The sequence below is a fragment of the Hymenobacter gelipurpurascens genome, from assembly GCF_900187375.1.
GTDB classification, from domain to species: Bacteria; Bacteroidota; Bacteroidia; order Cytophagales; family Hymenobacteraceae; genus Hymenobacter; species Hymenobacter gelipurpurascens.
The window spans coordinates 195,489-217,468 of record NZ_FYEW01000001.1 but is presented as its reverse complement, the minus strand read 5'-3'; the positions used below and the strand labels follow the sequence as shown (position 1 = coordinate 217,468).

21 protein-coding genes are annotated in these 21,980 nt (G+C 59.0%); 11 read left to right on the top strand and 10 right to left on the bottom strand.

The window, feature by feature from the left end:
• Window positions 1-24 precede the first annotated feature (24 nt).
• From CFT68_RS00970 to CFT68_RS00945, 6 genes are all read right to left on the bottom strand, one after another.
• Window positions 25-1,716, bottom strand: coding sequence for an ABC1 kinase family protein (locus CFT68_RS00970; protein ID WP_088841560.1), 1,692 nt, complete (start codon window positions 1,714-1,716; stop codon window positions 25-27).
• 181 nt (window positions 1,717-1,897) lie between these two features.
• On the bottom strand, window positions 1,898-2,401 hold the full coding sequence (locus CFT68_RS21730; protein ID WP_088841559.1) for a phasin family protein: 504 nt from the start codon (window positions 2,399-2,401) through the stop codon (window positions 1,898-1,900).
• Between the two features lie 212 nt (window positions 2,402-2,613).
• Window positions 2,614-3,555, bottom strand: a complete 942-nt coding sequence (locus tag CFT68_RS00960; protein ID WP_141106388.1) for an alpha/beta hydrolase — start codon at window positions 3,553-3,555, stop codon at window positions 2,614-2,616.
• Between the two features lie 98 nt (window positions 3,556-3,653).
• On the bottom strand, window positions 3,654-4,820 hold the full coding sequence (locus tag CFT68_RS00955; RefSeq protein ID WP_245815242.1) for a lysophospholipid acyltransferase family protein: 1,167 nt from the start codon (window positions 4,818-4,820) through the stop codon (window positions 3,654-3,656).
• Window positions 4,821-4,935: 115 nt separating this feature from the next.
• A complete protein-coding gene (locus tag CFT68_RS00950) occupies window positions 4,936-6,246 on the bottom strand; it encodes an aspartyl protease family protein (RefSeq protein ID WP_141106387.1) in 1,311 nt (436 codons plus the stop codon).
• A gap of 152 nt (window positions 6,247-6,398) precedes the next feature.
• A complete protein-coding gene (locus tag CFT68_RS00945) occupies window positions 6,399-7,481 on the bottom strand; it encodes an o-succinylbenzoate synthase (RefSeq protein WP_088841556.1) in 1,083 nt (360 codons plus the stop codon).
• Between the two features lie 182 nt (window positions 7,482-7,663).
• On the opposite strand from CFT68_RS00945, the gene egtB reads away from it, so the two are divergent.
• The 6 genes from egtB to CFT68_RS00915 all read left to right on the top strand — a co-directional run bounded on the left by egtB (window position 7,664) and on the right by CFT68_RS00915 (window position 14,050).
• Window positions 7,664-8,959 carry an ergothioneine biosynthesis protein EgtB gene (gene egtB / locus CFT68_RS00940; RefSeq protein ID WP_088841555.1) on the top strand — a complete coding sequence of 432 codons (1,296 nt, stop codon included), beginning with the start codon at window positions 7,664-7,666 and terminating at the stop codon, window positions 8,957-8,959.
• Window positions 8,960-9,068: 109 nt separating this feature from the next.
• Window positions 9,069-10,079, top strand: coding sequence for an L-histidine N(alpha)-methyltransferase (gene egtD / locus CFT68_RS00935; protein WP_088841554.1), 1,011 nt, complete (start codon window positions 9,069-9,071; stop codon window positions 10,077-10,079).
• Between the two features lie 192 nt (window positions 10,080-10,271).
• Window positions 10,272-11,369, top strand: a complete 1,098-nt coding sequence (locus CFT68_RS00930) for a pyridoxal phosphate-dependent aminotransferase (RefSeq protein ID WP_088841553.1) — start codon at window positions 10,272-10,274, stop codon at window positions 11,367-11,369.
• 137 nt (window positions 11,370-11,506) lie between these two features.
• Window positions 11,507-12,883, top strand: coding sequence for an MATE family efflux transporter (locus CFT68_RS00925; RefSeq protein WP_088841552.1), 1,377 nt, complete (start codon window positions 11,507-11,509; stop codon window positions 12,881-12,883).
• A 131-nt stretch (window positions 12,884-13,014) separates the two neighbouring features.
• Window positions 13,015-13,599 carry a DUF922 domain-containing protein gene (locus CFT68_RS00920; RefSeq protein WP_088841551.1) on the top strand — a complete coding sequence of 195 codons (585 nt, stop codon included), beginning with the start codon at window positions 13,015-13,017 and terminating at the stop codon, window positions 13,597-13,599.
• Window positions 13,600-13,717: 118 nt separating this feature from the next.
• On the top strand, window positions 13,718-14,050 hold the full coding sequence (locus tag CFT68_RS00915) for a tRNA-binding protein (RefSeq protein ID WP_088841550.1): 333 nt from the start codon (window positions 13,718-13,720) through the stop codon (window positions 14,048-14,050).
• Between the two features lie 18 nt (window positions 14,051-14,068).
• On the opposite strand, the gene CFT68_RS00910 is transcribed toward CFT68_RS00915, so the two are convergent.
• A complete protein-coding gene (locus CFT68_RS00910; RefSeq protein ID WP_088841549.1) occupies window positions 14,069-14,431 on the bottom strand; it encodes a DUF4296 domain-containing protein in 363 nt (120 codons plus the stop codon).
• 38 nt (window positions 14,432-14,469) lie between these two features.
• On the opposite strand from CFT68_RS00910, the gene CFT68_RS00905 reads away from it, so the two are divergent.
• From CFT68_RS00905 to CFT68_RS00885, 5 genes are all read left to right on the top strand, one after another.
• The gene (locus tag CFT68_RS00905; RefSeq protein ID WP_088841548.1) at window positions 14,470-15,372 is read left to right on the top strand and encodes a DUF58 domain-containing protein; all 903 of its coding nucleotides are present in this window, start codon (window positions 14,470-14,472) and stop codon (window positions 15,370-15,372) included.
• The gene (locus tag CFT68_RS00900) at window positions 15,365-16,306 is read left to right on the top strand and encodes a hypothetical protein (protein WP_088841547.1); all 942 of its coding nucleotides are present in this window, start codon (window positions 15,365-15,367) and stop codon (window positions 16,304-16,306) included. The genes CFT68_RS00905 and CFT68_RS00900 overlap by 8 nt, the downstream gene beginning before the upstream one ends.
• 117 nt (window positions 16,307-16,423) lie before the next feature.
• Window positions 16,424-17,473, top strand: coding sequence for a vWA domain-containing protein (locus tag CFT68_RS00895; RefSeq protein ID WP_245815241.1), 1,050 nt, complete (start codon window positions 16,424-16,426; stop codon window positions 17,471-17,473).
• A gap of 11 nt (window positions 17,474-17,484) precedes the next feature.
• Window positions 17,485-18,150 carry a YggS family pyridoxal phosphate-dependent enzyme gene (locus CFT68_RS00890; RefSeq protein WP_088841546.1) on the top strand — a complete coding sequence of 222 codons (666 nt, stop codon included), beginning with the start codon at window positions 17,485-17,487 and terminating at the stop codon, window positions 18,148-18,150.
• A gap of 59 nt (window positions 18,151-18,209) precedes the next feature.
• Window positions 18,210-18,587 carry a DUF423 domain-containing protein gene (locus tag CFT68_RS00885; protein WP_088841545.1) on the top strand — a complete coding sequence of 126 codons (378 nt, stop codon included), beginning with the start codon at window positions 18,210-18,212 and terminating at the stop codon, window positions 18,585-18,587.
• A 7-nt stretch (window positions 18,588-18,594) separates the two neighbouring features.
• On the opposite strand, the gene CFT68_RS00880 is transcribed toward CFT68_RS00885, so the two are convergent.
• The 3 genes from CFT68_RS00880 to CFT68_RS00870 form a co-directional block, all read right to left on the bottom strand.
• Entirely contained in the window at window positions 18,595-19,509 is a 915-nt protein-coding gene (locus CFT68_RS00880) for a helix-turn-helix domain-containing protein (RefSeq protein ID WP_088841544.1), read from the bottom strand.
• Between the two features lie 92 nt (window positions 19,510-19,601).
• The gene (locus CFT68_RS00875; RefSeq protein WP_088841543.1) at window positions 19,602-20,600 is read right to left on the bottom strand and encodes an aldo/keto reductase; all 999 of its coding nucleotides are present in this window, start codon (window positions 20,598-20,600) and stop codon (window positions 19,602-19,604) included.
• A 133-nt stretch (window positions 20,601-20,733) separates the two neighbouring features.
• Window positions 20,734-21,783 carry an aldo/keto reductase gene (locus tag CFT68_RS00870; RefSeq protein WP_088841542.1) on the bottom strand — a complete coding sequence of 350 codons (1,050 nt, stop codon included), beginning with the start codon at window positions 21,781-21,783 and terminating at the stop codon, window positions 20,734-20,736.
• Window positions 21,784-21,980 lie beyond the last annotated feature (197 nt).

Sequence of the window (21,980 nt, the reverse complement as noted above, 5' to 3'; positions counted from 1 at the left end):
TCTGTTCGAAAAATAGGTAGACTGTTATTCCCGACGGCGCTCATTTTTGGTGCCCAGGATGAAGAGGATAAGCAGCAGAAACGCCGCAATGCCGAGGCTGTACCACGTCACGAGGGGTAGGCCGCGGAAATAACGCATCTGCCCGGCCGGGTAGTGGCCTAGCAGGCTCAGGCCCGCGAACAGAATCATGGCGACGGAAATGGCAGCCAAGATGCTGCGGCTTACCAGCTGGTCGGCTTTGCGAAGGAGCAGCTGGTAGCCGCTCAATTCCACGCGCACACGCAAATCACCGCGCGAGATTTTGCGCATGATCTGGCGCAGATCCGTGGGCAGGGTCTGGAGAAGGGCCAGCAGTTGGGCGCCGGTGTATTGGGCCTCGCTGAGGATGTTTTCGGGGGAGTATTGCTCCGCTACGATGCGGGCACCGTAGGGCCGCACAAACTCGAAGGTGTTGAAGCGCGGGTGCAGCACTTTGCCAATGCCTTCCAGAATCACGAGGGCGCGCAGAATTAGGAACACGGCGCCGGGCACCTGCAGCTTGTAGCGGTAGATGACGCCCTGCAGTGCATCGGCCAAATCAGACATGCTCATCTCCTTGACTTCCAGCGTCGCAAAGTCATCGATGAGCTGGGCCAGATCGGCCTCGAAGGCGCGCATATCCGGAATTTCCGCCGTGAGGGCGAGGCGGCGGAAGTTGAGCGCCATGCTGCGCGCATCCTGCCGCGCCATCCCGATGAATACGCCCGCAAAGGCGTATTTCTGCTGCTTGGGCAAATGGCCTACCATCCCAAAATCGATGAGTACCAGCGTGCCATCGGGGCGCACCAGCACGTTGCCGGGGTGCGGATCAGCATGGAACGACCCGAACTCGAAAATCTGAGTCAGGTAAATATCCATGCCGGTTTCAGCCACTTTTTCCGGGCTTAAGCCCCACTCCAACAGCTGCGCTTTGTCAGTGATTTTGCAGCCGCTCACGTACTCAATTACCAGCATCTTGCTAGTACTCAGCTCCCGATACGGCTTCGGAATGTAGAAGGTATCGTAGCTCTCGTAGAGCTTGCGGAACTGCTCCATGCTGCGCGCCTCGGAGTTGTAATCTAGCTCCTTGGTCATGCTGCGCTCAAACGCGTCTACAATATCCTGGGGGTTGGAAAGGCCTTGTTTGCGCAGAAAAGGCGCCGTGAGCCGCACCAGCTCGTGGAGCAGGCTCAGATCGGTGCGGACTTTTTCCTGCACGCCGGGGCGCTGCACTTTTACCACCACTACCTCACCGGTGAGCAGACGGGCCTTGTGCACCTGCCCGATGCTGGCCGAGCCGAGCGTTTCTTCCTCAAATTCCAGGAAAACCTCTTCCAACGGGTGGCCTAGCTCCTGCTCAATAATCTGGCGGGCCTGGACAGCAGGGAAGGGCGGCACATTGCTCTGCAGCTTCTCAAACTCGTCAATTAGGGGCTGTGGCAGCAAGTCAGCGCGGTTGCTCAGGGCTTGGGCCAGCTTGATGAAGGTAGGGCCCAGCTCCTCGATAATCATGCGAATGCGCTGCCAGCGGGTGGTTTCGAACACGGTGTGCTCCCCCTCCTGCCACGATTTCCGCCGGCTTTTCGGCACCAGCCGCCGAAGGGCCGTGCTCGTCACCACGTCCTCGAAGCCGTAGCGAATCAGCACCTCCGCCACTTGCCGGATCCGGGTGAGGTTAGAAATCGTGTTTTTAAACATAGTCAGCGCAGCTTATGCGGACGAAGATACTGGCCTAGCGGATGGATATTACTACTCTGTAAAGCCATTTGAGAGGGATGTGGCCCCACGCATTTCCGGCCAACTCCAGGGCAGCGCTACAAAGTCAGAAACCCCGTTCGCCAGGAGCAAAAAGGGGTTTCTGACTTTGTAAGGCACTATATTAGGAATTGCCGCCGTCGGAGGAGCCAGCCGAAGTAGTGTTGCCGCTCACTTTAGGAGCTGGCTTCTTGGCGGCTGCAGCTTTGGGAGCAGCTGGTTTGGCGCTAGCGGCCGGCTTAGCAGCAGGGGCCTTCTTAGCAGGTGCAGCGGCTTTGCTGGCAGCAGCAGCTGGCTTTTTCGCGCTGGCACTGCTGCTAGCGCTTTTGGCAGCCGGAGCAGACGCTTTGCTACCGCCTTTCACGGTGCGCTTCAACTCCTCTACATCGGCGTTGGTGGCTAGGCCAGCGCCTTTCATCAGGCGGGAAGCCAGGCCCTGGAACTGCTTTTCCATCTCCTGCCGCTTGGTATCGGTGTTTTTCTTTAGGTCGTCCATGATGCGGGCTCCCTCCTGTTCCGACAGCTTGCTTTCTTTCACCAGCGTATCGATGGTTTTCTGCACCCGGTCATTCGTGAGCGAAACAAGGCCAACGCCAGCATTGATGAACTTCTTAAACAGGTCTTCCATAAGACGGATTGATTAAAGAAAAGTGGGAAAAAGGATGAGAAAGCGAGGTCACTGATGGCGGAAGCCAAAATTAGTATGCAAGCCTACTAATTTCAGCAAACCTACAAAAGGAACGCTATATAGTTGAGACTGAGAGTTAACTTTTTATTTTGATTCATCCTAACGCCTTTTGAATTGCTAATGGCTGTTATAAAGTGGCTTAGGACAGCTGCCTAGGCCACCGCCGCAACAGGAAGCGTCGGTCTGTCCTGGGTTTCCCAAACTGCTTGCGTAAAGGCCGCTACCTGATCCAGCGCCTGCCGCGCTTCGGGCACGAAACGCCAGAACAGATGCCACCAATGCACCAACCCTTCAAACACCTGCAGCGTGATGGGTACCCCAGCCGCCTGGGCTTTGGCAGCAAAACGCATTACATCTTCGCCGAGCACTTCCGCATCAGAAATCTGAATGAGCAAGGGCGGCAGGCCGTGCAACTCGGCCTGTACGGGCGAAACCAGCGGGTGCGAAAGTGGCAGATGATGAGCATACATAGCGCCCCAGTTATGTATTTCCAACGCCTCCAGCACTTGGCTTTCCTCGTGCGCCACTCGCCGCAGCAAGGGGGCCGGCAGCACCAAATCAGTCCAGGGGGAGAGGCCTACGGCGGCAGCAGGCATGGGCTCTCCTGCTTCGCGAAGGGCCAGCAGCAACGCCAGGGCCAGGCCACCGCCGGCGGAGTCGCCGGCTACTACAATATTCTGGGCTTGGTAGCCCTGCTGAAGCAGCCAGCGGTAGGCCAGTAGCGCATCGTCGAGCGCAGCTGGAAATGGGTATTCGGGGGCTTTGCGGTAGTTGATGGCTAAGGCCTGCAGGTTGCAGCGCTGGGCCAGTGTACCTACCAGACTGCGGTGCGTGTTCAGGGAGCCCAGCACGTAGCCGCCGCCGTGCAGATACAGCAGCACCCGATCCAGAGGCGCCCCGGCTGGTATCACCCATTCGGCGGCCATACCCTCCAGTTTCACATCAGTCAGGAACACGTTCCAGGGCATTAGCTGGCCCAGCGACAGGAATTCAGCCGCCAGTCGCATGGTAGAAAGCCGGGGGCGGTTTCGGGCTAAAGGCCTGGTAGCGGCTGTAATAAACTGTTTCAGAAGCAGATGCTGGGTGGAGGGCATCAGAGAGTAGGTAAAAGTATTGGGCAATGCGGCATGGCAGACTCGAAGCGGATTTCTGCTATCAGCCTATTTTGTACTCCGAAGGGGGGGGAATTTGGCTATTTTGAGTTGTCGCCGAGCCGATGGCCGCGGTACCCTCGAATGGCAATCGGAATCCAGCCTAATACGGGAATAAAGAAGGTGAGGGTGAACGGATTGCGCCAAATCATGCGCCAGTAGGCACCAGGGCTGCGCAAATCCAGATCGAAGTCGCGGCGGCCGTTAAGCACGTATTGACGCTCAAACTCCTGGAACAGCGCTGGCCAGGCCCAGGGCAGGAAAAACGGGAAGAAGCGGCGGTTTTCCTTCATGCGCTGCCACAGCTCGCGCCAGCGGTAGGGCTGCTGCCCATGCTCCTGCACGGCGGCGTCCATTTCGCGCTGCATGCGCCGCCGCACTTCCTCCGACAGAGCTTCGTAATCGGCGCGGGAGAGGTCTTCGGCAGGCTTATCGGTGAGCTCATAGGGCTTGATGCGGGTGCCCAGTACGAAGGTGAGCTTGGCTGGATACGCCATATAGAAAAACCAGGGCTGCAGCAGCACCATCAGCAGAATGGGCCCTACCGGAATAAACGGAATGCCCACTTTCTTACTGATCCGGTTTATCCATTCCCAACTGTAGGTGTAGGGGTTCAGGTATTCGCCGTTGATGGTGTAGAACGGCACAATATCGGTGCGGTGCTGGATGCCCAGGCGCACAATGCTGGTGGCCAGGCGCTGAAACTTGTACTTGCGGTTGAACCCCTTCCCGATGCCCGGCACCCCCTCCGGATATAGCATCAGGTTGTGGTCGTTGTAGAACATCATCGTCTCGAAGTTGAGCGTGGTAGCATCTACACAGCCGCTTTTCTTCCAGAAATTCTTGACCAGAAACGGGTTCATGAGCACCGATTGCGACAGCATGGGCGCCGAGAGTGGCCTAGGCAGGTTGCTCAGGTCGGGCAGGCGGCGCCACATGTGCGAAAGGGCCACAATGGCATCCCAAGGGAAAGCCATACCCGAGTGGTTGGAGGCAAAAAGCAGGGGCCGCTCAGGGTTGTTGCGCTGCGGAAAATCATCAAACCCAACGAGCTGCGACCGAAACCACACCCGATCCAGGAGCTGCAGAATGTTCCGATCCAGCGTTTCTACAAATTCCTCATCAAAATAATCGGAGTAGATGTGCTGATTCGCCAGAATAGCGGAAGTCGGCTGGGGCAGCGCGGAGGGCGGAGAAGCCGTGGACATTGGGCGGGATGGGGAGAGGTGCGGAGTTTCTAATGTAGGCAATTTATGCAGGAAGCCCACCGACTACGGGTGAGCGTTGGATGCCCTGTAGGCCTCCTAGGCCAGTAAGAGTACGTCAGATCTGGCGCCGCAGCCGGAGCGCAGCCGTGAAGAGCTTGCCCGAAGGCCGCCGCACGACCAGCAGCATAATACGCCCATCGTAGGAGCGGAACAGGTTGCTAACTTGGGTGAGATTGAGCTGAGAAGCAGGAATCAGGTTGACGGAAACCAGCTCGTCGTTGGCCTGCAGGCCGGCTACCGCAGCCGGCGAGTCGGGCATGATGCGCGCGAACAAGTAGCGCCGCAGCTCCGAACCAGAGGCCACAATCTCGCAACCGGCCATATCGTGCTCAAACGGCTCCCGGAACGTGATATTGGGGCGTAGCAACAGGCGGTTGTGGGTATAGTCGATGACCACGACAAAACGCTTCAGCAGCTCAAACCCCAGGTTGCCGTTGCGGAACACATCGGCCCGCTGGGCCACATCGGCGGCATCCGGAAATGAAGTCAGCAAAGCAGGCACTTTGTATTTACCCAGGTGCAATGCCTGCACGCGGCCCAGGTACCCATTAATGTACCCATTGAGTCCCCGCCCCAATTGGGTGCGCAGGTTTTTTGCCGGCACCTTCAGCCGCGGATCGGAAGTGGTTTCTATGGAAAGTGCATGCCCTGCCCCCGTGTCCAGCACCAGTTTCAGGGGTATCGTCAGGGAGTCGCTGAGCGTGACGGGTAGCGTGACGTAGGTTTTGTTGCCTTCGATATCCAAGGGAATACTTGTCCACTGCCGCCCCCGGGGCACTTTGTACGATGTGGGAGTATAAAAGACGACTTGTTGGTCTTGGGGCCTGATTTCCACCACAAAACTGCGGAAGATATCCGACCCAAGCAGACCATGAATGGGCATGCCCACGTAGCCCGAGAGGTTCAATACATCATTCGAAAGACTCAGAAACGACAGTCTGGGGCAGTCTATGCCTTTGAGTTGCACACGCACACTATCTACGCGGTAGGCCTCTAGGGGCTCCTCTTCCCCGGCACCGGAAATCATATACCGCTCCTTGGTGCGCAAGCGCAGCTGCTGACGCACTTTGGGGTCGGTGATAAGGGAGCTGCTGATGCCTGTATCAAGCAGAAAGTTGAACGGCCCCTGCCCGTTCAGCTGCACCGGAATTATTACCAGGTTGCGCTGCATAAATGCCGGCACCCGGACCTTGGTCTGTTTCGGGTTCTCGAACCGGAAGGGGCCCGGCTGCGCCTGCAGTGGGCTGGCACCGCTCAGGAGCAACAGTAGAAAAGCGGCGGCACCTGCGCATAGCCATCCCGGCCGTAATCGGCCCAGAAACAGCCAACTAAACACGCAGCGCAGAGGCATAGGAGAGATGTGCAAGCCGGGTAAGTTAGGTAAAAAACCTGCCTCTTGTATCGGTCTCTGGCCGCCGCAGTGGCCTAGCAAACCCAGCCCGGCTAAGCAGCTGTCAATCAGTTTATTGGTATTCTATCATTAAGTTAACACCTGAGGTTTTCTTGCGCAATACTGGCCTAGGCCTCTTCCGGAACGAGCGGTTCCCAGGTTCCTTGCGGCGCGTAGTGCAGCGCCCCGGCCTCAATGCGCAGGGGCGCTGCCACATTGTTATGATAAAGCTGCCCGGTTCCCAGTCCCTGCGGAAACCCTGGCTGAGCATACGAGCCCGCGAACTGGCTAACCGCATTCAGGCCTATGTTGGACTCCAGCGCCGAAGTCAGCCACCACTGAATGTCGTGCGCCTCGGCAGCCGTTATCCATTCCTGAGAGGCACCTAGGCCACCTAGCAGGGTAGGCTTCAGGATGATGTAGGCGGGTTGCGTTTGCTCCAGAAGAGCAGTCCGTTGTTCGGTATCCGTCACGCCAATAAGTTCTTCATCCAGCGCAACCGGCACCGCCGACTGGCGGCACACCTCCGCCATGGCTTTCCAGTGGCCGGCCGCAATGGGCTGCTCAATAGAATGCAGGTTGAAGGCCGCCAGTTGCTCCAGCTTCTGCAGCGCGTCAGTCGGGCGGAAGGCGCCGTTGGCATCTACCCGAAGCGTCAGTTGCTCGGGGCCGGCCACGGCGCGTATTTCGCGTAGCAGCGTCAGTTCAGTTTCGAAATCCAGGCTACCTATTTTCAGCTTGAGGCAATTGTAGCCTTCGGCCAGCTTCTTCTCTATTTGCTGGCGCATAAATGGGGCATCGCCTATCCAGACCAAGCCATTGATAGGAATACCGGCCTCGCCGCGGCTGAAGGCGTTGTCGTAGAGGCAGTGGCGGCCGCCGTGTTGCAAATCCAGCGTGGCCGTTTCCAGGGCAAAGCGCAAAGCAGGCCACTCCGGCCCGACAAGTGCCGCGGCTTCCTCGGGCAACAGCCCCCGCAGTTGGCGCCGGTTAAACTCCCGGCAGAATCCTTCTAAGGTTGCTTCGAAGTCGGGGCGATGATCGGGGCTAAGGCCTGCCAGCGGAGCCGCTTCGCCCAGGCCTACTACGTGCGGACGGGCACTATCATAAAGTTGCAGATAGTGGGCCACGTGCTCCGTGAGGGCTCCGCGCGAGGTGCGGGCCGGGAAGTTGAACTGCAGGGCGCGGCGGGAAGTACTCAGCTGAAGCATGCGGGCAAGGGTTGGGACAGGAAACCGAACGATTACAAGTGCGCCGGCCAAAAATTGTTTGCCCGGCGAAATAACACTTCCTATACGAAGGCGCGCCTACTATGTGGCAATCTTTACCCCCATAGCCCGTAACCAGAAGCTGGGGTTTGTAGTTACTCAGCATACGCTCTACTCTCATCGCCATGTCCACTGCCTCACCATCTGCTGCCCCCGTTGCTGTTGCGCTTCCTTCGCATCTGGCACGCTTTCAGGCCATCCGTCGCCAATCCGTGGACCTCTGCCGCCCCCTGCTACCCGAGGATACCGTGGTGCAGCCCATGATTGATGTGAGTCCGCCGAAATGGCACCTGGCCCACACCACCTGGTTCTGGGAAACGTTCCTGCTGCGCGAATACCTGCCAGGCTACGAGGTCTTTCATCCCGACTACGCTTTCCTGTTCAACTCCTACTATAACTCCCTGGGCTCGCGCGTAAACCGCGCCGACAGGGGCACGCTCTCTAGGCCACCTCTCCAGGATGTATATGCCTACCGCAACCACGTAGATGCCCACATGGAGCAGCTCCTGGCCCTGCATGACACGCTGCCGGCAGCCTTCGGCGAAGTTCTGGAACTAGGCCTGCAGCACGAGCAGCAGCACCAGGAGCTACTGGCTACCGATATCAAATACATCCTGAGTACAAGCCCGCTGGCTCCGGCCTATCAGCCGGCTCCGGCGCGGCAGCCCCAAACTGCCGCACCTGCCGTAGCGTGGCTGCCTGTGCCGGGCGGCGTGCATCGGGTTGGGTTTGAGGGCGAGGGATTCTGTTTTGATAATGAGCTGGCACCGCACGAAACTTATGTAGCCGATTTTGAGCTGCAGAATCGCCTTGTGACCAACACCGAGTTTCTGGAATTTATAGAGGCCGGCGGCTACCAGGATTTCCGCTACTGGATGGGCGAAGGCTGGGACCTGGTGCAAAGCCAGCACTGGACCGCGCCGCTCTACTGGGTGAAGCACGAAACGGGCTGGCACCGTTTCACGCACCATGGGCTGGTGCCGGTAGAAATGGCAGCCCCGGTTACCCACGTGAGCTTTTATGAGGCCGACGCCTACGCGCAGTGGCGCGGATGCCGCCTGCCCACCGAGCAGGAATGGGAAATTGCCGCCCGCCACTTTGGCGCTACACCCGAGGGCGGCACTTTCCTGGAAAGCGGCCTGCTCGACCCGCAGCCACTTTCTCCATCGGCACCTGCCCACCAGTGCCACCAGCTCCTCGGCGACGTGTGGGAATGGACCTACTCTGCCTACCACGCCTACCCCGGCTACCAGCGCGCCGCCGGAGCACTTGGCGAGTACAATGGCAAGTTTATGGTCAACCAGCTGGTGCTGCGCGGCGGATCCTGCGCCACTCCGGAAAGCCACATCCGAGTTACTTACCGCAACTTCTTTCACGCCGATAAGCGCTGGCAGTTTACGGGTATCCGGCTGGCTCGCTAAAGCCGGATACGGTTGCGCTTACGTATATTTTAGCGGCTGGAGCTTCCTCTCTCCTATTCTTCGGCCCTCTCTTCCCACTGCTTACCTCGTGTAGGCCACTCTGCTCCTTATGACTTCTCTGCTCGCGACGGTTCCGGCTGCCTCCGATTCAGCTGCTCCTGCTGCTGCTACTTCCAGCCTCGCCAACCATGTGCGCGAAGGCTTGCGCAAGCCTTTCAAAACCTTGTCGTCGATGTATTTCTACGATGATGAAGGCAGCCGGCTCTTTCAGGCCATCATGGCATTGCCAGAATATTACCCCACGCGTACCGAGTTTGGGCTGCTCACCACGCACCGCGCGGCCATTTGTGCGGCGCTGCGCCCCACCTCCACCGATGAGCATTTTTACCTGATGGAACTGGGCGCCGGCGACGGCCTTAAAACCAAAATCCTGCTGCGTCATCTGCTGGATACGGGAGCGAAATTCACGTATGTACCCGTGGATATTTCAACGGCCGCGCTCGATGGCCTGGCTGCAGCCCTGCAAGCCGAATTGCCTGACCTGGCCGTAGAAACCGTGGTGGCTGATTATGCCGATGCCCTCACGCTCATGGCCTCGCGGCCGGGCCGGAAGGCAGTACTATTTCTGGGCTCCAACATCGGCAACTTCCTGCCCGCCGACCGCCACACCTTCCTGCGGCGGCTCCGCCAACCCCTGACTTCCGATGACCGCCTGCTCGTTGGCTTCGACTTACAGAAGGACCCACGGCAGATCCGGGCGGCCTACGATGATGCGCAGGGCGTAACAGCCGCCTTCAACCTCAACCTGCTCCACCGCCTCAACCGGGAGCTCCAGGCCGATATCGACGTAGCCAACTGGCAGCACTACACTGACTACGACCCGCTGACGGGCGCCGTACGCTCTTTCCTGGTAAGTACCAAAGCCCAAACCGTGCACTTCGCGGCCCTGCAAGAAAGCGTGTCGTTTGCCGCCTGGGAGATGATTCATACGGAGAACTCCTACAAGTTTACCAAGCCCCTCATCGAAACACTGGCCGCCGAAGCGGGCTTCCGGATGCAGGAGTTTTTTACGGATGAGCGGGCCTTCTTCTCCGATGTAGTGCTGGCACCTCAAAGCTAAGAACGGACGGGCACCCAGTGTTGGCACCGGCTAGGCCACTCGCCTCCCTTATTTCTTTAGCGGCCGTGGTTGCATCACACTGGATTGGATGCCACGGCCGCTGACTTTTTAGCCGAAGATAGAGGCCTACCGGCCTAGGCCAGTACCTTGCGTGGCTGCCCCAACTTTTTGCCCTGAAACCATCCTCTTTGTATGCAGGAGTTGATTAGCCTAGCCTCAGGCTATGGCACCTTCCCGGTTCCTTCTGAAGCGGCGGAAGCCGCAATCCGTGTTATTCAGGCGGGGCCGTTGCCTGTTAGTCCGGCAGGTGGCCTAGCGGAACTTCGTGAGGCCTTGGCGCAACAGTACCAGCGGCCAGGCACCGCGTCTGCTGTATCTGCTGAACAAGTAGTTGTAACGCCAGGCGCGAAATCAGCTTTGTTTGCGTTGTTCAGCGTTTTGTTGCGCCCCGGCGATGAAGTGCTGCTGCCAACGCCTAACTGGTTTGGCTTTTCGCAGCTCATTGAGCGCGCCGGAGGGCAAGTCAGGCACTTACCTCTTGCTGCGGAAGACAACTACGCACTAGACCCTGCCCGGTTGGAGGCAGCCATCACGCCGAGCACGCGCATCCTGCTCCTCTCGAACCCCAACAACCCCACCGGCCGGGTGTATACCCGGGCCGAGCTAGCGGCAGTGCTGGAAGTAACCAGTCGCTTTCCAGACCTTTATGTGGTGTCGGATGAGATTTACAACCTCATCACGTTTGGTCCTGAGCCGGTGCCGTCGCTGCTGGACTTTCCAGATCCGCAGGAGCGGCACCTGGTAGTTAATGGCTACTCGAAATCCTTGGCGCTTATTGGCTGGGGCGTGGGCTACCTGGTGGCCCCGGCGGCAGTAGCAGCGGCCTGCACGGCTTGGCAATTTGCTACCAGCGTGGCCGTTCCAGCCCCCAATCAGTACGCAGCGCTGGCCGCCACTTTGGGCACTTCTGGTATTGCAGCGGGCCTGCTGGAGCAGTTGCGGCCCACGCGGCCGGTGCTGCTGGCTGGCTTGGCCTCTATCCCGAAGGTGCCCGCCACGCAGCCGGAAGGCACTTACTACGCCTTCCCCGACTTCCGTGCGTACCTCAATGCCACACTACCTCCGGCTAAAGCTGCGGCTGAGCTTACTGCCCGTTTTCGGCAGGCCGGAGTAGAGGTGGTAGATGGCACCAGCTGTGGAGCACCGGGCTTCATGCGGATTTCTTATGCCGTGCCGGAACCCTTGCTGCAGGAGGCAGTGGGCCGCATACGTCGCGCATTGGAAAGCTGAGCGGAGGTCCATAGTGGCCTGGTAGCAGAAAAAGGGTTCCCGTTTCCTTGTTAAGCCCGCTAGGCCACTGCCCCATTATTTTACCTATTGCTCAGCCCAGGAGTGGTACCTTTGCGGCGTTTTTCGATGCTGCTGTTATGCCTCTTTCTGCCCTTCGCTCCCACCTTCGTCCTACCCTCAACTTAGCCTATCCTGTGATGCTCAGCCAGCTCGGGCACGTGTTGGTAAACGTGTGCGATAGTATGGTGGTAGGCCAAACGGGTAAGGTAGCGCTAGCGGCCGTATCGTTGAGCGTGAGCGTCTGCACCGTCGTGATGGTGTTCGGGATGGGGCTGGCCATGGGCATTACGCCGCTGGTAGCCGCCGCCGATGGCCGCCGCGATGTAGCGGAACTGGGGCGCCTGCTCGTGAACGGCGTATGGCTATGCACGGTGGCCGGAGTGGTGCTGGGTGGCCTAGGCCTCTTGTTGCCGCCGTTTCTGCCGTATCTGCAGCAGGAACCCGCCGTGGCTGCCCTTGCTGCTCCCTGGATTCGGGTGATTTTTCTGTCCTTGCTGCCCCTCATGGTGTTTCAGGGCTTCAAGCAATTCGCCGAGGGGCTGGGCCTCACGCGCCAGGCCATGCTGCTTTCGGTGCAGGCCAACCTGCTCAATGCCTTTTTGTGCTACGCTATGGTCTTTGGCAAATTCGGCTTTCCTGAAATGGGTATGATTGGCGCCGCCTGGGCTACCGTCATTGCCCGCACCCTGATGGCGGTGCTCATGGCTGCCTACGTGTTGGTGGCCGTGCGGGTGCGCCCCTACCGCGAGGCTGCCGCCCTCAATCTGTGGCCCGATGCAGCCGGACTGCACCGCCTGCTAGGCCTGGGCTCACCAATTGGTGTGCAGATGATGTTTGAAATGGGTGCGTTCAGCTTCTCCGCCATCATGATTGGCTGGCTGGGCGCTACGGAGCTAGCGGCTCACCAAATTGCTATCAACGTGGCTTCCGTCACGTACATGGCCGCCAGCGGAATTGCGGCGGCGGCCACCATTCGGGTAGGCAAGCTGCGCGGTTCCGGCCATCCCGAAGAAGCCCGGCAGGCCGGCTTTGCGTCTTACGTCATCACGTTTGCATTCATGAGCCTAATGGGTCTGCTGCTGATTGTAGGCCGCCACTACATTCCGCAGTATTACAACCACGACCCCGCCGTAATTGCCCAGGCGGCTTCCCTGCTCCTTATTGCGGCTGCTTTCCAGGTTTCCGATGGCCTACAGGTGGTGGGACTGGGGGCGTTGCGCGGCCTGGAAGATGTAAAAATACCCTCTGTGGTGGCCCTGCTGGCCTACTGGGCGGCGGCGCTGCCCCTGGGCTATGTGCTGGGATTCCCGCTGGGCATGGGCGCTACGGGCGTTTGGCTGGGCCTGCTTACGGGGCTTACGTTGGTGGCGGGCCTGTTGCTGCTGCGCTTCCGCCATCGCAGCCAGATGCTGGCCAAAGCCCACCTGAACGAAGTAGTAGCCATCGTGCGTTAGGCCACTACATTACCACGGCCTTGGCAACGTACTATAGCACCTCGGTTAGCCGTTGATGCTCCTGAAACTGTTGGGCTCTCTGGTGGTTTTGATTGCCCGGTTTCTTTACTACTGAATCGTATCTGTCGCTGATGCTGTCGACTTTTTCCATTCCGCTGCTCCTGCTGAGCTCCCTGGGCCGACTGCTGCAGGGCCCTACCACGCCCGCAGCCACAGCGGCCAAACCAGCCCCTGCGGCAGCCCCTACCACCATCGAGTGGCGCGCCGACCGCCGCCTGACGTGGGAGGATTTCAAGGCCCGCCCCAATACCGACCGGCTGGCGGCCCTTACCTCTTCCACCATCGATGCCAAAGTGGGCTGCATCGATTACCAGTTCTCGGCGCAGGTGCGGGCCATTTTTGTGCCTACTGAGTCGTGGGTGCGTAACCCCGCCACGGCCAGCCCCAACCTACTCCGGCACGAGCAGCTGCACTTCGATATAACGGAGCTGCACACCCGAAAGCTGCGCCAGAAGCTGAGCCTCGTGAAGCTGGATTGCCTGCACCTGCAGCCAGCCTTCAACAACATCACGAAGCTCGCGTTTCTGGAATGGCAGCGCGAAGAAGCCAAGTACGACGTGGATACCAACCACGGCCTGAACATTCCGCGCCAGCAGTTTTGGGAAGAGCAGACTAAGCAGAAGCTTCAGCAGTTTGAGGCCTTTGCGCTCAAATAAGTGAAATAGAGAGGTGGTGAAATAGTGAGTTTGCTGTTCATTTCGCGCAGATTGCGCAACTGGCGCCGTTTAGGCCAGTAGAACCATTAAACTCACCATTTCACAATTTCAGCACTGCATGATAACCTGGTCTGACTTTGAGCGCGTGGATCTGCGCGTGGGCACTATTCTGGAAGCCAGGGAGTTTCCGGCGGCTCGCAAGCCTGCGTATCAGCTGCTCATTGATTTCGGCCCGGAGCTAGGCCACAAAAAGTCGAGCGCTCAAATCACGCATCATTATCAGCCCACCGACCTAATAGGCCGGCAGGTGCTGTGCGTGGTCAATTTCCCGCCACGCCAGATTGCTAATTTTATGTCGGAAGTGCTGGTAACGGGCGCGGCCGACGCCGTTGGGCACATCGTACTGGCTTCGTTTCCGGTGCCGGTGCCTAATGGCAGCCGACTGCACTAAAGGAGTGGCCTAGAGTGCCTACTCTGGGTGGCCGCCCAGCCGGATTTCGCGCTTGCTGAGCGTGTCTACCACCGTTTTATAGATGTCGTCAAGGTCTTTGCCATGCACGGCGTAATAGCGGTAACTCTGCCGAAACGAGGAATCCGTGACATCGTAGCGCTTAAACAGCTGCTGCTGCTGCTGCCGAAACAGGGCCCGGGCCGAGTCGGTGGGCAGGGCGGCAGCATCTACACGAGACTCCAGAATGTGTATATCCGCGAGCAGGCTCACCATCTTGTTTTGGGGCACCAGCTGGCGCGGCGGCACTACATCTTCGGGCTTTTGACAGGCCCCGACGATACCACTCAGGAGAAACAGTAGAAGTACAAAACGATTTTTCACAGCCGCAAAGTTAGGAGGAACGCGTAGTTTTAGCCCAAATGAATCCTGCCACGCCTTCTCCCTTCCAGCAGCTCGTCCGGCGACTTCGCCAGATGGAAATCCGTATTCTGAAAACGGTGGACGCGCAACTGCAGGGAAACTTTCATTCGGTTTTCAAAGGCACTGGCCTGGAGTTCGACGACGTGCGCCTCTACCAGTACGGCGACGAGGTGCGCGCCATCGATTGGGCCGTATCCAGCAAGGGCCACGGCACCTTCGTGAAAACCTACAAGGAAGAACGCGAGCAGCAGGTGCTTTTATTGCTGGACGTGAGCGGCTCGCAGAAAGTAGGGGCCGCCAACCGCCGCAAGCTGGATGTGGGCCGCGAAATTTGCGGGGTGCTGGCCCTAGCGGCCGCCCGCCAAGATGCCCAGCTCGGTATTCTGGCTTTTTCTGATCAGAAAGAGCTCTATCTGCCCCCCGGCAAAGGCATCCGGCACGCGTATGCCCTCATCAAACGGCTGTTTTCGCTGGAGCCCGAAAGCCGCCAAACGGCCGTAGGAGCTGGCATAAAGCAAGCCCTAGGCCTGTTGAAACGCCGCACTATTGTGCTCCTGATTTCCGATTTCATTGACACCAATTACGAGCGGGAGCTGACCATGCTGGCCCGCAAACACGATCTGGTGGTGTTGCAGCTGCTGGATAAGCGGGAACGGGAGTTTCCGCCGCTGGGCATCATTCCGCTCCACGACCAGGAATCGGGCCGGACGGTGTGGGTAAATACTTCGGCCCAGTCGTTTCGGGAGCGGTACCGCGCCACCTACGAGCAAAACCGCGAGCAAATCGGCCAGATTTGCCGCCGCCACCGCACCGAATACCTTTCCATTGCTACCGACACCGATTTTATTCCGCAGCTGGTTCGGCTGTTTCGGCAGCGCAACCAACGGGGCGGCCGTGGGTAAGTTCCTCCGCTCTTTCCTGGCGCAGTGGACCACTGGCCTAGCCCTGTTGCTACTGGCTAACCTCACGGCTACGGCTCAAACCCCTACGGATACGCTGCCAAAAGGCCGTTTCCTGCGCCCCTCAGCCAAAGTGGGTGAGCTAGTGGAATATGAGCTGCTCTATCAGCATGCTCCTGGCCTAGAGGTCATCTTCCCTGATTCATCGGCCGAGTTTGCGCCTTTTGAGTTTGTGAGCAAGCGCTACAGCCCCACGCGCACTCGGCAGGGCCGCAGCACCGACCGCACTGTGTACCGCCTGCGTACCTTCGCCCTCAACTCGGTGCAGCGCCTGAGCTTGCCTATCACGCTGCTTAGCGGCCGAGATACGCTTACCATTGCCTCGGCCCCCGCTCAGCTGCGGCTGGTGCGCACAGCGCCGCTGGCGCCGGCCGGCCAAACGCCGGCATTGCGTCAAAACCTGCGCGCACTGCCCGTGGAGCCTGCTTTTAACTACCCCTATTGGATAGCCGGAACGGTGGCGTTGTTGCTGCTGGCTGGGGGCATTGTGCTCGGGTTTCGGCGCAAGCTGCGGCTGCGCTACCGCCGCTACCGCCTCCGGAAAAACCACGTCTACTTTCTGGCCCAATATGCCCGCCACGTAGAGCGCTTCACGCTTTCCCGCTCGCTCACCAACATGGAGCGCGCCATTACGCTCTGGAAAAACTACCTCTCCAACCTCGAAAACAACGCCATCAATAGCTTGACGACCCGCGAGATTGTGGCGCACTACCAGAACGACTCCGATGTGCGCCTGGCGCTGGGCCTCGCCGACCGGGTTATTTATGGCAATCAGTTTACCGAAGACGACACGGAAACCGATCTGGCCTTTGTGCTACTCCGCGACTTTGCCGAACGGCAGTACCAGCGCGTAGTAGCGCCCATGGCACCGGCGTAGCAGCGTTTGGAGATTCTGACTGGCAAGGCCACGAATCCTGCTTCTTAGGCCACTCAGAATAAGAATTACCAGCCGATTCGGGCTACTTTTACGACTTACTTTCCCCGTATTTCTTTCATGCAACAACTCTGGCAGCAGCTCCTGGCCCCGGTTCTGGAAAGTGTGCGCTACGCCACGCTGGCCAGCTACACCTGGGCCGAGCCACGCCTGTTGCTGCTGATACCGGCCATTCCGCTGCTGTTTGTGGTGCGGTGGCTGCTGGCCCATCGGCGCCGCTCCAAGCTCGGGGTGGCCTTCGTGAAAGGCCAGATTCCGCGCGACTGGAGCACGCTGCTGCGTTTTTTGCCCGATGTGGTACTAGGTCTGAGTATGGCTTTTGCACTCGTGGCCCTGGCCCGCCCCCAGCGCACGGATGAACGCGTGGTGCAGACCGGTGAGGGCATTGATGTGCTGCTGGTGCTGGATGTATCGGGCTCCATGGAGCTGCAGGATTTGCGCCCCAACCGCCTGGAAGCTGCCAAACGCGTGGCCAAAGAGTTTATTGACGGCCGCCAGGGCGACCGGATAGGCCTGGTAGTGTTTGCCGGTGATGCCTATTCCCTCGCCCCGCTCACCACCGACTACGACCTGCTGCGCGACGACCTCGAGGGGCTCCGGCTAGGCATGATTCCCAACGACGGCACCGCCATCGGGACAGCGCTGGGCGTGGCCACGAACCGCCTGCGCGATTCCCGCTCACGCTCCAAAGTGTGCATTTTGATTTCCGATGGTGAGAACACCGCCGGCAGCCTCGACCCGCTCACGGCGGCGCAACTGGCTCACGCCTACGGCCTGAAAATCTATACCATAGGCCTAGGCCAGGATGGCCTCGTGCCCTACGGCACCGACGAAACCGGCCGCCCCCGCTTTGTGCAAACCCGCCTCGACGAAACCACCATGCGTCAGATTTCGCAGGCCGGCGAAGGCCAGTTCTTCCGGGCCACCGATAATGCGGCGTTGCGTCAGGTATTCCGCCAGATAGACAAATTCGAGAAATCCGAAATCAAGCAGACGCGCTACCGCAACACCAAAGACTATTATCGCATTTATCTGTTCTGGTCTCTGGGATTCTGGCTGCTCTGGCTAGGCCTCAAAAACACCTTCCTGACCAACGCACTGGAAGATTAACACCGAACTTCATGTCCATAGCCGATAACATTCACCGCCTGCAGCAAGACCTCACCGGCACTTCTGCCCGGCTCGTCGCCGTGACCAAAACGCATCCAGTAGAGCTGCTGCAAGAGGCCTACAACGCGGGCAGCCGCATCTTTGGCGAGAACCGCGTGCAGGAAATGGCCGCCAAGCAGCCCGAGCTTCCCGCCGACATTGAGTGGCACCTCATCGGCCACCTCCAGACCAACAAGGTGAAGTACATTGCCCCCTTCGTGCACACCATTCAGAGCATTGATAGCCTGAAGCTGCTGCAGGAAGTGGAGAAACAGGCCGCCCGCTTTGAGCGCCAAATTCAGGTGCTCCTGCAGTTTCACATTGCCAAGGAAGAAACCAAAACCGGCCTTTCGCTGCCTGAGGCGGAAGCGTTGCTGCAGTCGGCGGAGTTCCGGGCCATGCAGCACGTGCGCGTGGCCGGCGTGATGGGCATTGCCACCAACACCCCCGATGAGCACCAGCTACGCCGCGAGTTTCGGGAGCTGCGCGGCTACTTCGACAACCTAAAGTCGTTGTACTTCCCTGACGACGAAGCTTTTCGGGAAGTATCCATGGGCATGAGCTCCGACTACAAGCTGGCCCTGCAGGAAGGAAGCACCCTTATTCGGGTGGGCAGCGCTATTTTTGGTGCCCGCTAGGCCTATTGGAGTGGCCTAGGCCACTCCCCCATGTTTCAACATTACCTAAGCTACTCTTCATGACGGCTCGCATTATTCTTCAACTGGCGGCTCTGCTGGGCGCCCTCGGGGTGGGCATTGGCGCATTTGGCGCGCACGGCCTGCGCAAGATGCTGGAAGCCTCCGGCCGCTTCGAAACTTTCGAAACGGCTGTTCGCTACCAGTTTTACCATGCGCTGGCCTTGCTGGCCATCGGCATTCTGTACCACCTGCGGCCCGAACTGCGCGGCCTGGGCACCACGGCGTGGCTGTGGCTGGGCGGTGTGCTCATTTTCAGCGGCTCGCTGTACGTGCTGTGCCTTACGGGCATTAACAAGCTGGGCGCCGTTACGCCCATCGGGGGCGTGCTGCTCATTGCCGGCTGGATTACGCTGTTTCTGGCCGCCCGCCAGCTCTAGGCCACCCCTATTGTGCCGAAAAGCGGAAGGCCGCTGGCGTAAGGCCCGTTTTGCTCTTAAACAAGCGGGTGAAATACTGCGGATACTCGAAGCCCAGCTGAAACGCCGTTTCATTGATGGTAAGCGAGGTACCGAGCAGCAGTTGTTTGGCCTTATTGATCAGGGCCTGATGAATATGCTGCTGCGTGTTCTGCCCGGTCAGCACCCGAAGCATATCACCCAAGTAAGCCGGCGACACATGGAGCGCATCGGCAAAGTGCTGCACCGTGGGCAGCGGGTGCTCCTCTTGCTGCGCGAAATACGCCGTCAGGTATTCCTCGAAGCGAGTAAGTAAATCGTGCTCGGCGGGGCGGCGCGTCAGGAACTGCCGGTGGTAGAAGCGGTTGGAGTAGCTCAGCAGCACATCCAGTTGCGACACCAGCACATCCTGACTGAAGCCATCAATTGGCTGCTCACACTCCCGCCGGATATTTTTAACCAAGCCATCCAGCATACCTTCCTCACGAGCCGCCAAGTGCAGTGCTTCGTGCACCTGATAAGAGAAGAACCCGTAGCTGGTAATTTTCTTGCCGAGTGGGTATTTGTGCAGCAGATCAGGATGGAAGACCAGCATCCAGCCACTCAACTCCGAAATATCAACCGAGTCGTTGCTCTCACACAGTTGGCCGGGCGCATAAAATGCCAGTACACCGGCATTAAAATCATAGGCGCCGCGACCGTACTGTATCACTCCCTTCAGGTTTTTCTTGAGCGTGATGATGTAGAGCTGACGCAGAGCAGGCGCCGTTTGAGGCACCACGTGCCGGGTTTGCTCCAGATCAATAACCGCCACCAACGGATGCACCGGGCTGGGAAAGCCAAAATGCTGCGTGAAATCTGAAACGGACTCTAGCAACCGAAATTCTTTGACGGGCTGTTTCATCAGTATGAGCTTCTAGTATCAAGATTGTGGGCGAAAGTCAGGCTCCATTTTCCCACTCAGCGGAGCAGGAAAATGGAGCGCTAGGCCTCTTTTTAGTTGAACAGCTCTGGGTAAGCATCGCCCGCCGAACTACCAACCGGCATAATGGCTTCTAGTTCAGCTAGCTCCTGCGGCGTCAGCGCCATACCAGCGGCGGCCACGTTCAGCTCCAGATACTTGCGGCGCTTGGTGCCGGGAATGGCCACTACGCCCTGGGCTAGTACCCAGGCCAGGGCCAGCTGCGCGGTGGTCACGCCTTTGCTTTCGGCCAGCGCCGTTAGTTTTTCCACCAGCTCCAGGTTCTTGTAGAAGTTTTCGCCTTGGTAGCGCGGGAAATAGCGGCGCGAATCATTGGCCTCAAAATCGTCGGGAGACTTGATGTCGCCGGAGAGGAAGCCCCGGCCCAGCGGCGAGTAGGCCACGAAGCCAATGCCCAGCTCCCGCGCCGCCTGCAGGCTGCCTTTCTCCTCCACGCCCCGGTCAAAGAGCGAGTACTCGGTTTGCAGGGCTGTAATGGGGTGCACGGCGTGGGCACGGCGCAACACTTCAGTTGGGGTTTCCGAGACGCCCAGGTAGCGCACTTTGCCCTCGGCCACAAACCGGCTCATCTCACCAATGGTATCCTCGATGGGCACAGTGGGGTCGTGGCGGTGCAGGTAATACAGGTCGATGTACTCAGTACCAAGGTTGCGCAGGGAGCGTTCGAGGCTCTTGCGGGCGTAGGCCGGATGGCCGTTCAGCTGGCCGGTCCAGTTCTCGTTATCATCAACCTCGAAGCCGAACTTAGTGGCCAGAATAACTTCCTGACGGCGTCCGGCAATGGCACGTCCCACCAGGCGCTCATTGAGCATGGGGCCGTATAAGTCGGCCGTATCCAGCAGGTTCACGCCCAGCTCCAGCGCCCGGTGCAGAGTAGCGAGGCTCTCGGCTTCATCGGCCTCGCCATACACACTCATGCCGTTCACGCCCGCCGTCATACCCATGCAACCTAATCCCTCAACTGGTACTTCTAATCCCTGGCTTCCCAGGGCTACTTTTTTGATAGCGCTCATTGCAGTGTTTTTCAGTGTTGTATGCCCGTCTACTTGACCTTACAAAGGTCTGGCAGGCACCCTGCCGGGGAGCTATACAAACCGTGGCTTCTGCAATACAAAACGTAGCCAGACACTGTGGCCTAGCCGCATCTTACCGCCAGCCCGTCACGGTGTTACCCCCAAAAATGCCGCGGTTTATAGCTGGCGTGAAGATGCTGTAGGGAAAAGTTGGAGCAAGTGCGCTGGCCTCATTTAGCATCGTAAGCTGCTCTGAGTTCAGTTGCACATCCAGTGCGGCCAGGCTGTCGTGCAGCTGCTCTACCTGGCTGGCGCCTATAATGGGTGAGGTTACGCCGGGCTGAGCTAGTACCCACGCCATGGCTACCTGCGCCAATGGGCGCTCTGCCTGGGCTGCCACGTTGCGCAGGGCCTCCAGTATGCGCCAGTTACGCTCCGTGAAGAGGGCATCGCCGAAGGAGTTGGGCCCACTGAGCCGGCCTTCGCCGGTAGCACCCGCTTCGGCCCGTTCGTATTTGCCCGCCAGAAAACCGGCCGCTAAGGGGCTCCACAGCGTGATGCCCAGGCCACTATTTAGCGCAGCGGGCACGTGCTCGTGTTCAATATTCCGCTCAACCAGAGAGTAGGCCAGTTGCATGGCAATGGGGCCGGGTACAGCATGCGCGGCGGCCAGCGTAGCAGCCTTAGCGGTGTACCAGGCGGGCATATCGGAGAAGCCGAAATAGCGGATTTTGCCCGCGCGCACCAGGTCGCCGAGGGTTTGCAGAACTTCTTCCACCGGCGTCACCATATCCCAAACGTGCAGCCAGTATAGGTCTACATAATCCGTTTGGAGGCGGCGGAGGGAGCCTTCCAGGGCGCGGTAGATGTTTTTGCGGCCATTGCCGCCCGCGTGCGGGTTGCCGGGCTGGGCATTGAAGCCAAACTTAGTAGCCAGCACCAGTTGGTCGCGTAAGCGCCGCTCCGTGATGTAGGTACCCACTAGCTCCTCGCTCCGCCCGCCAGAATACACATCGGCCGTGTCTAGGAAATTGCCGCCGGCGTCTATATAGGCATTGAAGATTTGCTGGGAAACCGCATCGGGAGAGCCCCAGCGCGGTGTGCCGAAGGTCATGGTGCCCAGCGCAAGCGGGCTGACGACGAGGCCGGAGTGGCCTAGGGTTCGGAAGGAAGTAAGATCCATAGTAAAAATATTGGAAGCGGGTGTTTCGCGGACTTGCAAAACCCTGGTTCTCAAAGGTCAACCTTCCGTTCCCATTGGGAGCTACACAAAGTGCAGCTTCCGCAATACAAAACGCGGATAGAGCGCTTAACGGGAGTAAGCAAATAAAAAAGGGTGGCCTACCAAGCTGGTAGGCCACCCTTTTTGTGGAGCTCTTT

Coding starts and splice junctions, on each gene's coding strand:
- CFT68_RS00925 (WP_088841552.1), top strand. CDS start 11,507: ATGCCTCTTTCTGCCCTTCGCTCCCACCTTCGTCCTACCCTCAACTTA.
- CFT68_RS00960 (WP_141106388.1), bottom strand. CDS start 3,555: ATGCCCTCCACCCAGCATCTGCTTCTGAAACAGTTTATTACAGCCGCT.
- CFT68_RS00870 (WP_088841542.1), bottom strand. CDS start 21,783: ATGGATCTTACTTCCTTCCGAACCCTAGGCCACTCCGGCCTCGTCGTC.
- CFT68_RS00915 (WP_088841550.1), top strand. CDS start 13,718: ATGATAACCTGGTCTGACTTTGAGCGCGTGGATCTGCGCGTGGGCACT.
- CFT68_RS00905 (WP_088841548.1), top strand. CDS start 14,470: ATGAATCCTGCCACGCCTTCTCCCTTCCAGCAGCTCGTCCGGCGACTT.
- CFT68_RS00895 (WP_245815241.1), top strand. CDS start 16,424: ATGCAACAACTCTGGCAGCAGCTCCTGGCCCCGGTTCTGGAAAGTGTG.
- CFT68_RS00930 (WP_088841553.1), top strand. CDS start 10,272: ATGCAGGAGTTGATTAGCCTAGCCTCAGGCTATGGCACCTTCCCGGTT.
- CFT68_RS00970 (WP_088841560.1), bottom strand. CDS start 1,716: ATGTTTAAAAACACGATTTCTAACCTCACCCGGATCCGGCAAGTGGCG.
- CFT68_RS00890 (WP_088841546.1), top strand. CDS start 17,485: ATGTCCATAGCCGATAACATTCACCGCCTGCAGCAAGACCTCACCGGC.
- CFT68_RS21730 (WP_088841559.1), bottom strand. CDS start 2,401: ATGGAAGACCTGTTTAAGAAGTTCATCAATGCTGGCGTTGGCCTTGTT.
- CFT68_RS00885 (WP_088841545.1), top strand. CDS start 18,210: ATGACGGCTCGCATTATTCTTCAACTGGCGGCTCTGCTGGGCGCCCTC.
- CFT68_RS00875 (WP_088841543.1), bottom strand. CDS start 20,600: ATGAGCGCTATCAAAAAAGTAGCCCTGGGAAGCCAGGGATTAGAAGTA.
- egtD (WP_088841554.1), top strand. CDS start 9,069: ATGACTTCTCTGCTCGCGACGGTTCCGGCTGCCTCCGATTCAGCTGCT.
- CFT68_RS00880 (WP_088841544.1), bottom strand. CDS start 19,509: ATGAAACAGCCCGTCAAAGAATTTCGGTTGCTAGAGTCCGTTTCAGAT.
- egtB (WP_088841555.1), top strand. CDS start 7,664: ATGTCCACTGCCTCACCATCTGCTGCCCCCGTTGCTGTTGCGCTTCCT.
- CFT68_RS00945 (WP_088841556.1), bottom strand. CDS start 7,481: ATGCTTCAGCTGAGTACTTCCCGCCGCGCCCTGCAGTTCAACTTCCCG.
- CFT68_RS00955 (WP_245815242.1), bottom strand. CDS start 4,820: ATGTCCACGGCTTCTCCGCCCTCCGCGCTGCCCCAGCCGACTTCCGCT.
- CFT68_RS00920 (WP_088841551.1), top strand. CDS start 13,015: ATGCTGTCGACTTTTTCCATTCCGCTGCTCCTGCTGAGCTCCCTGGGC.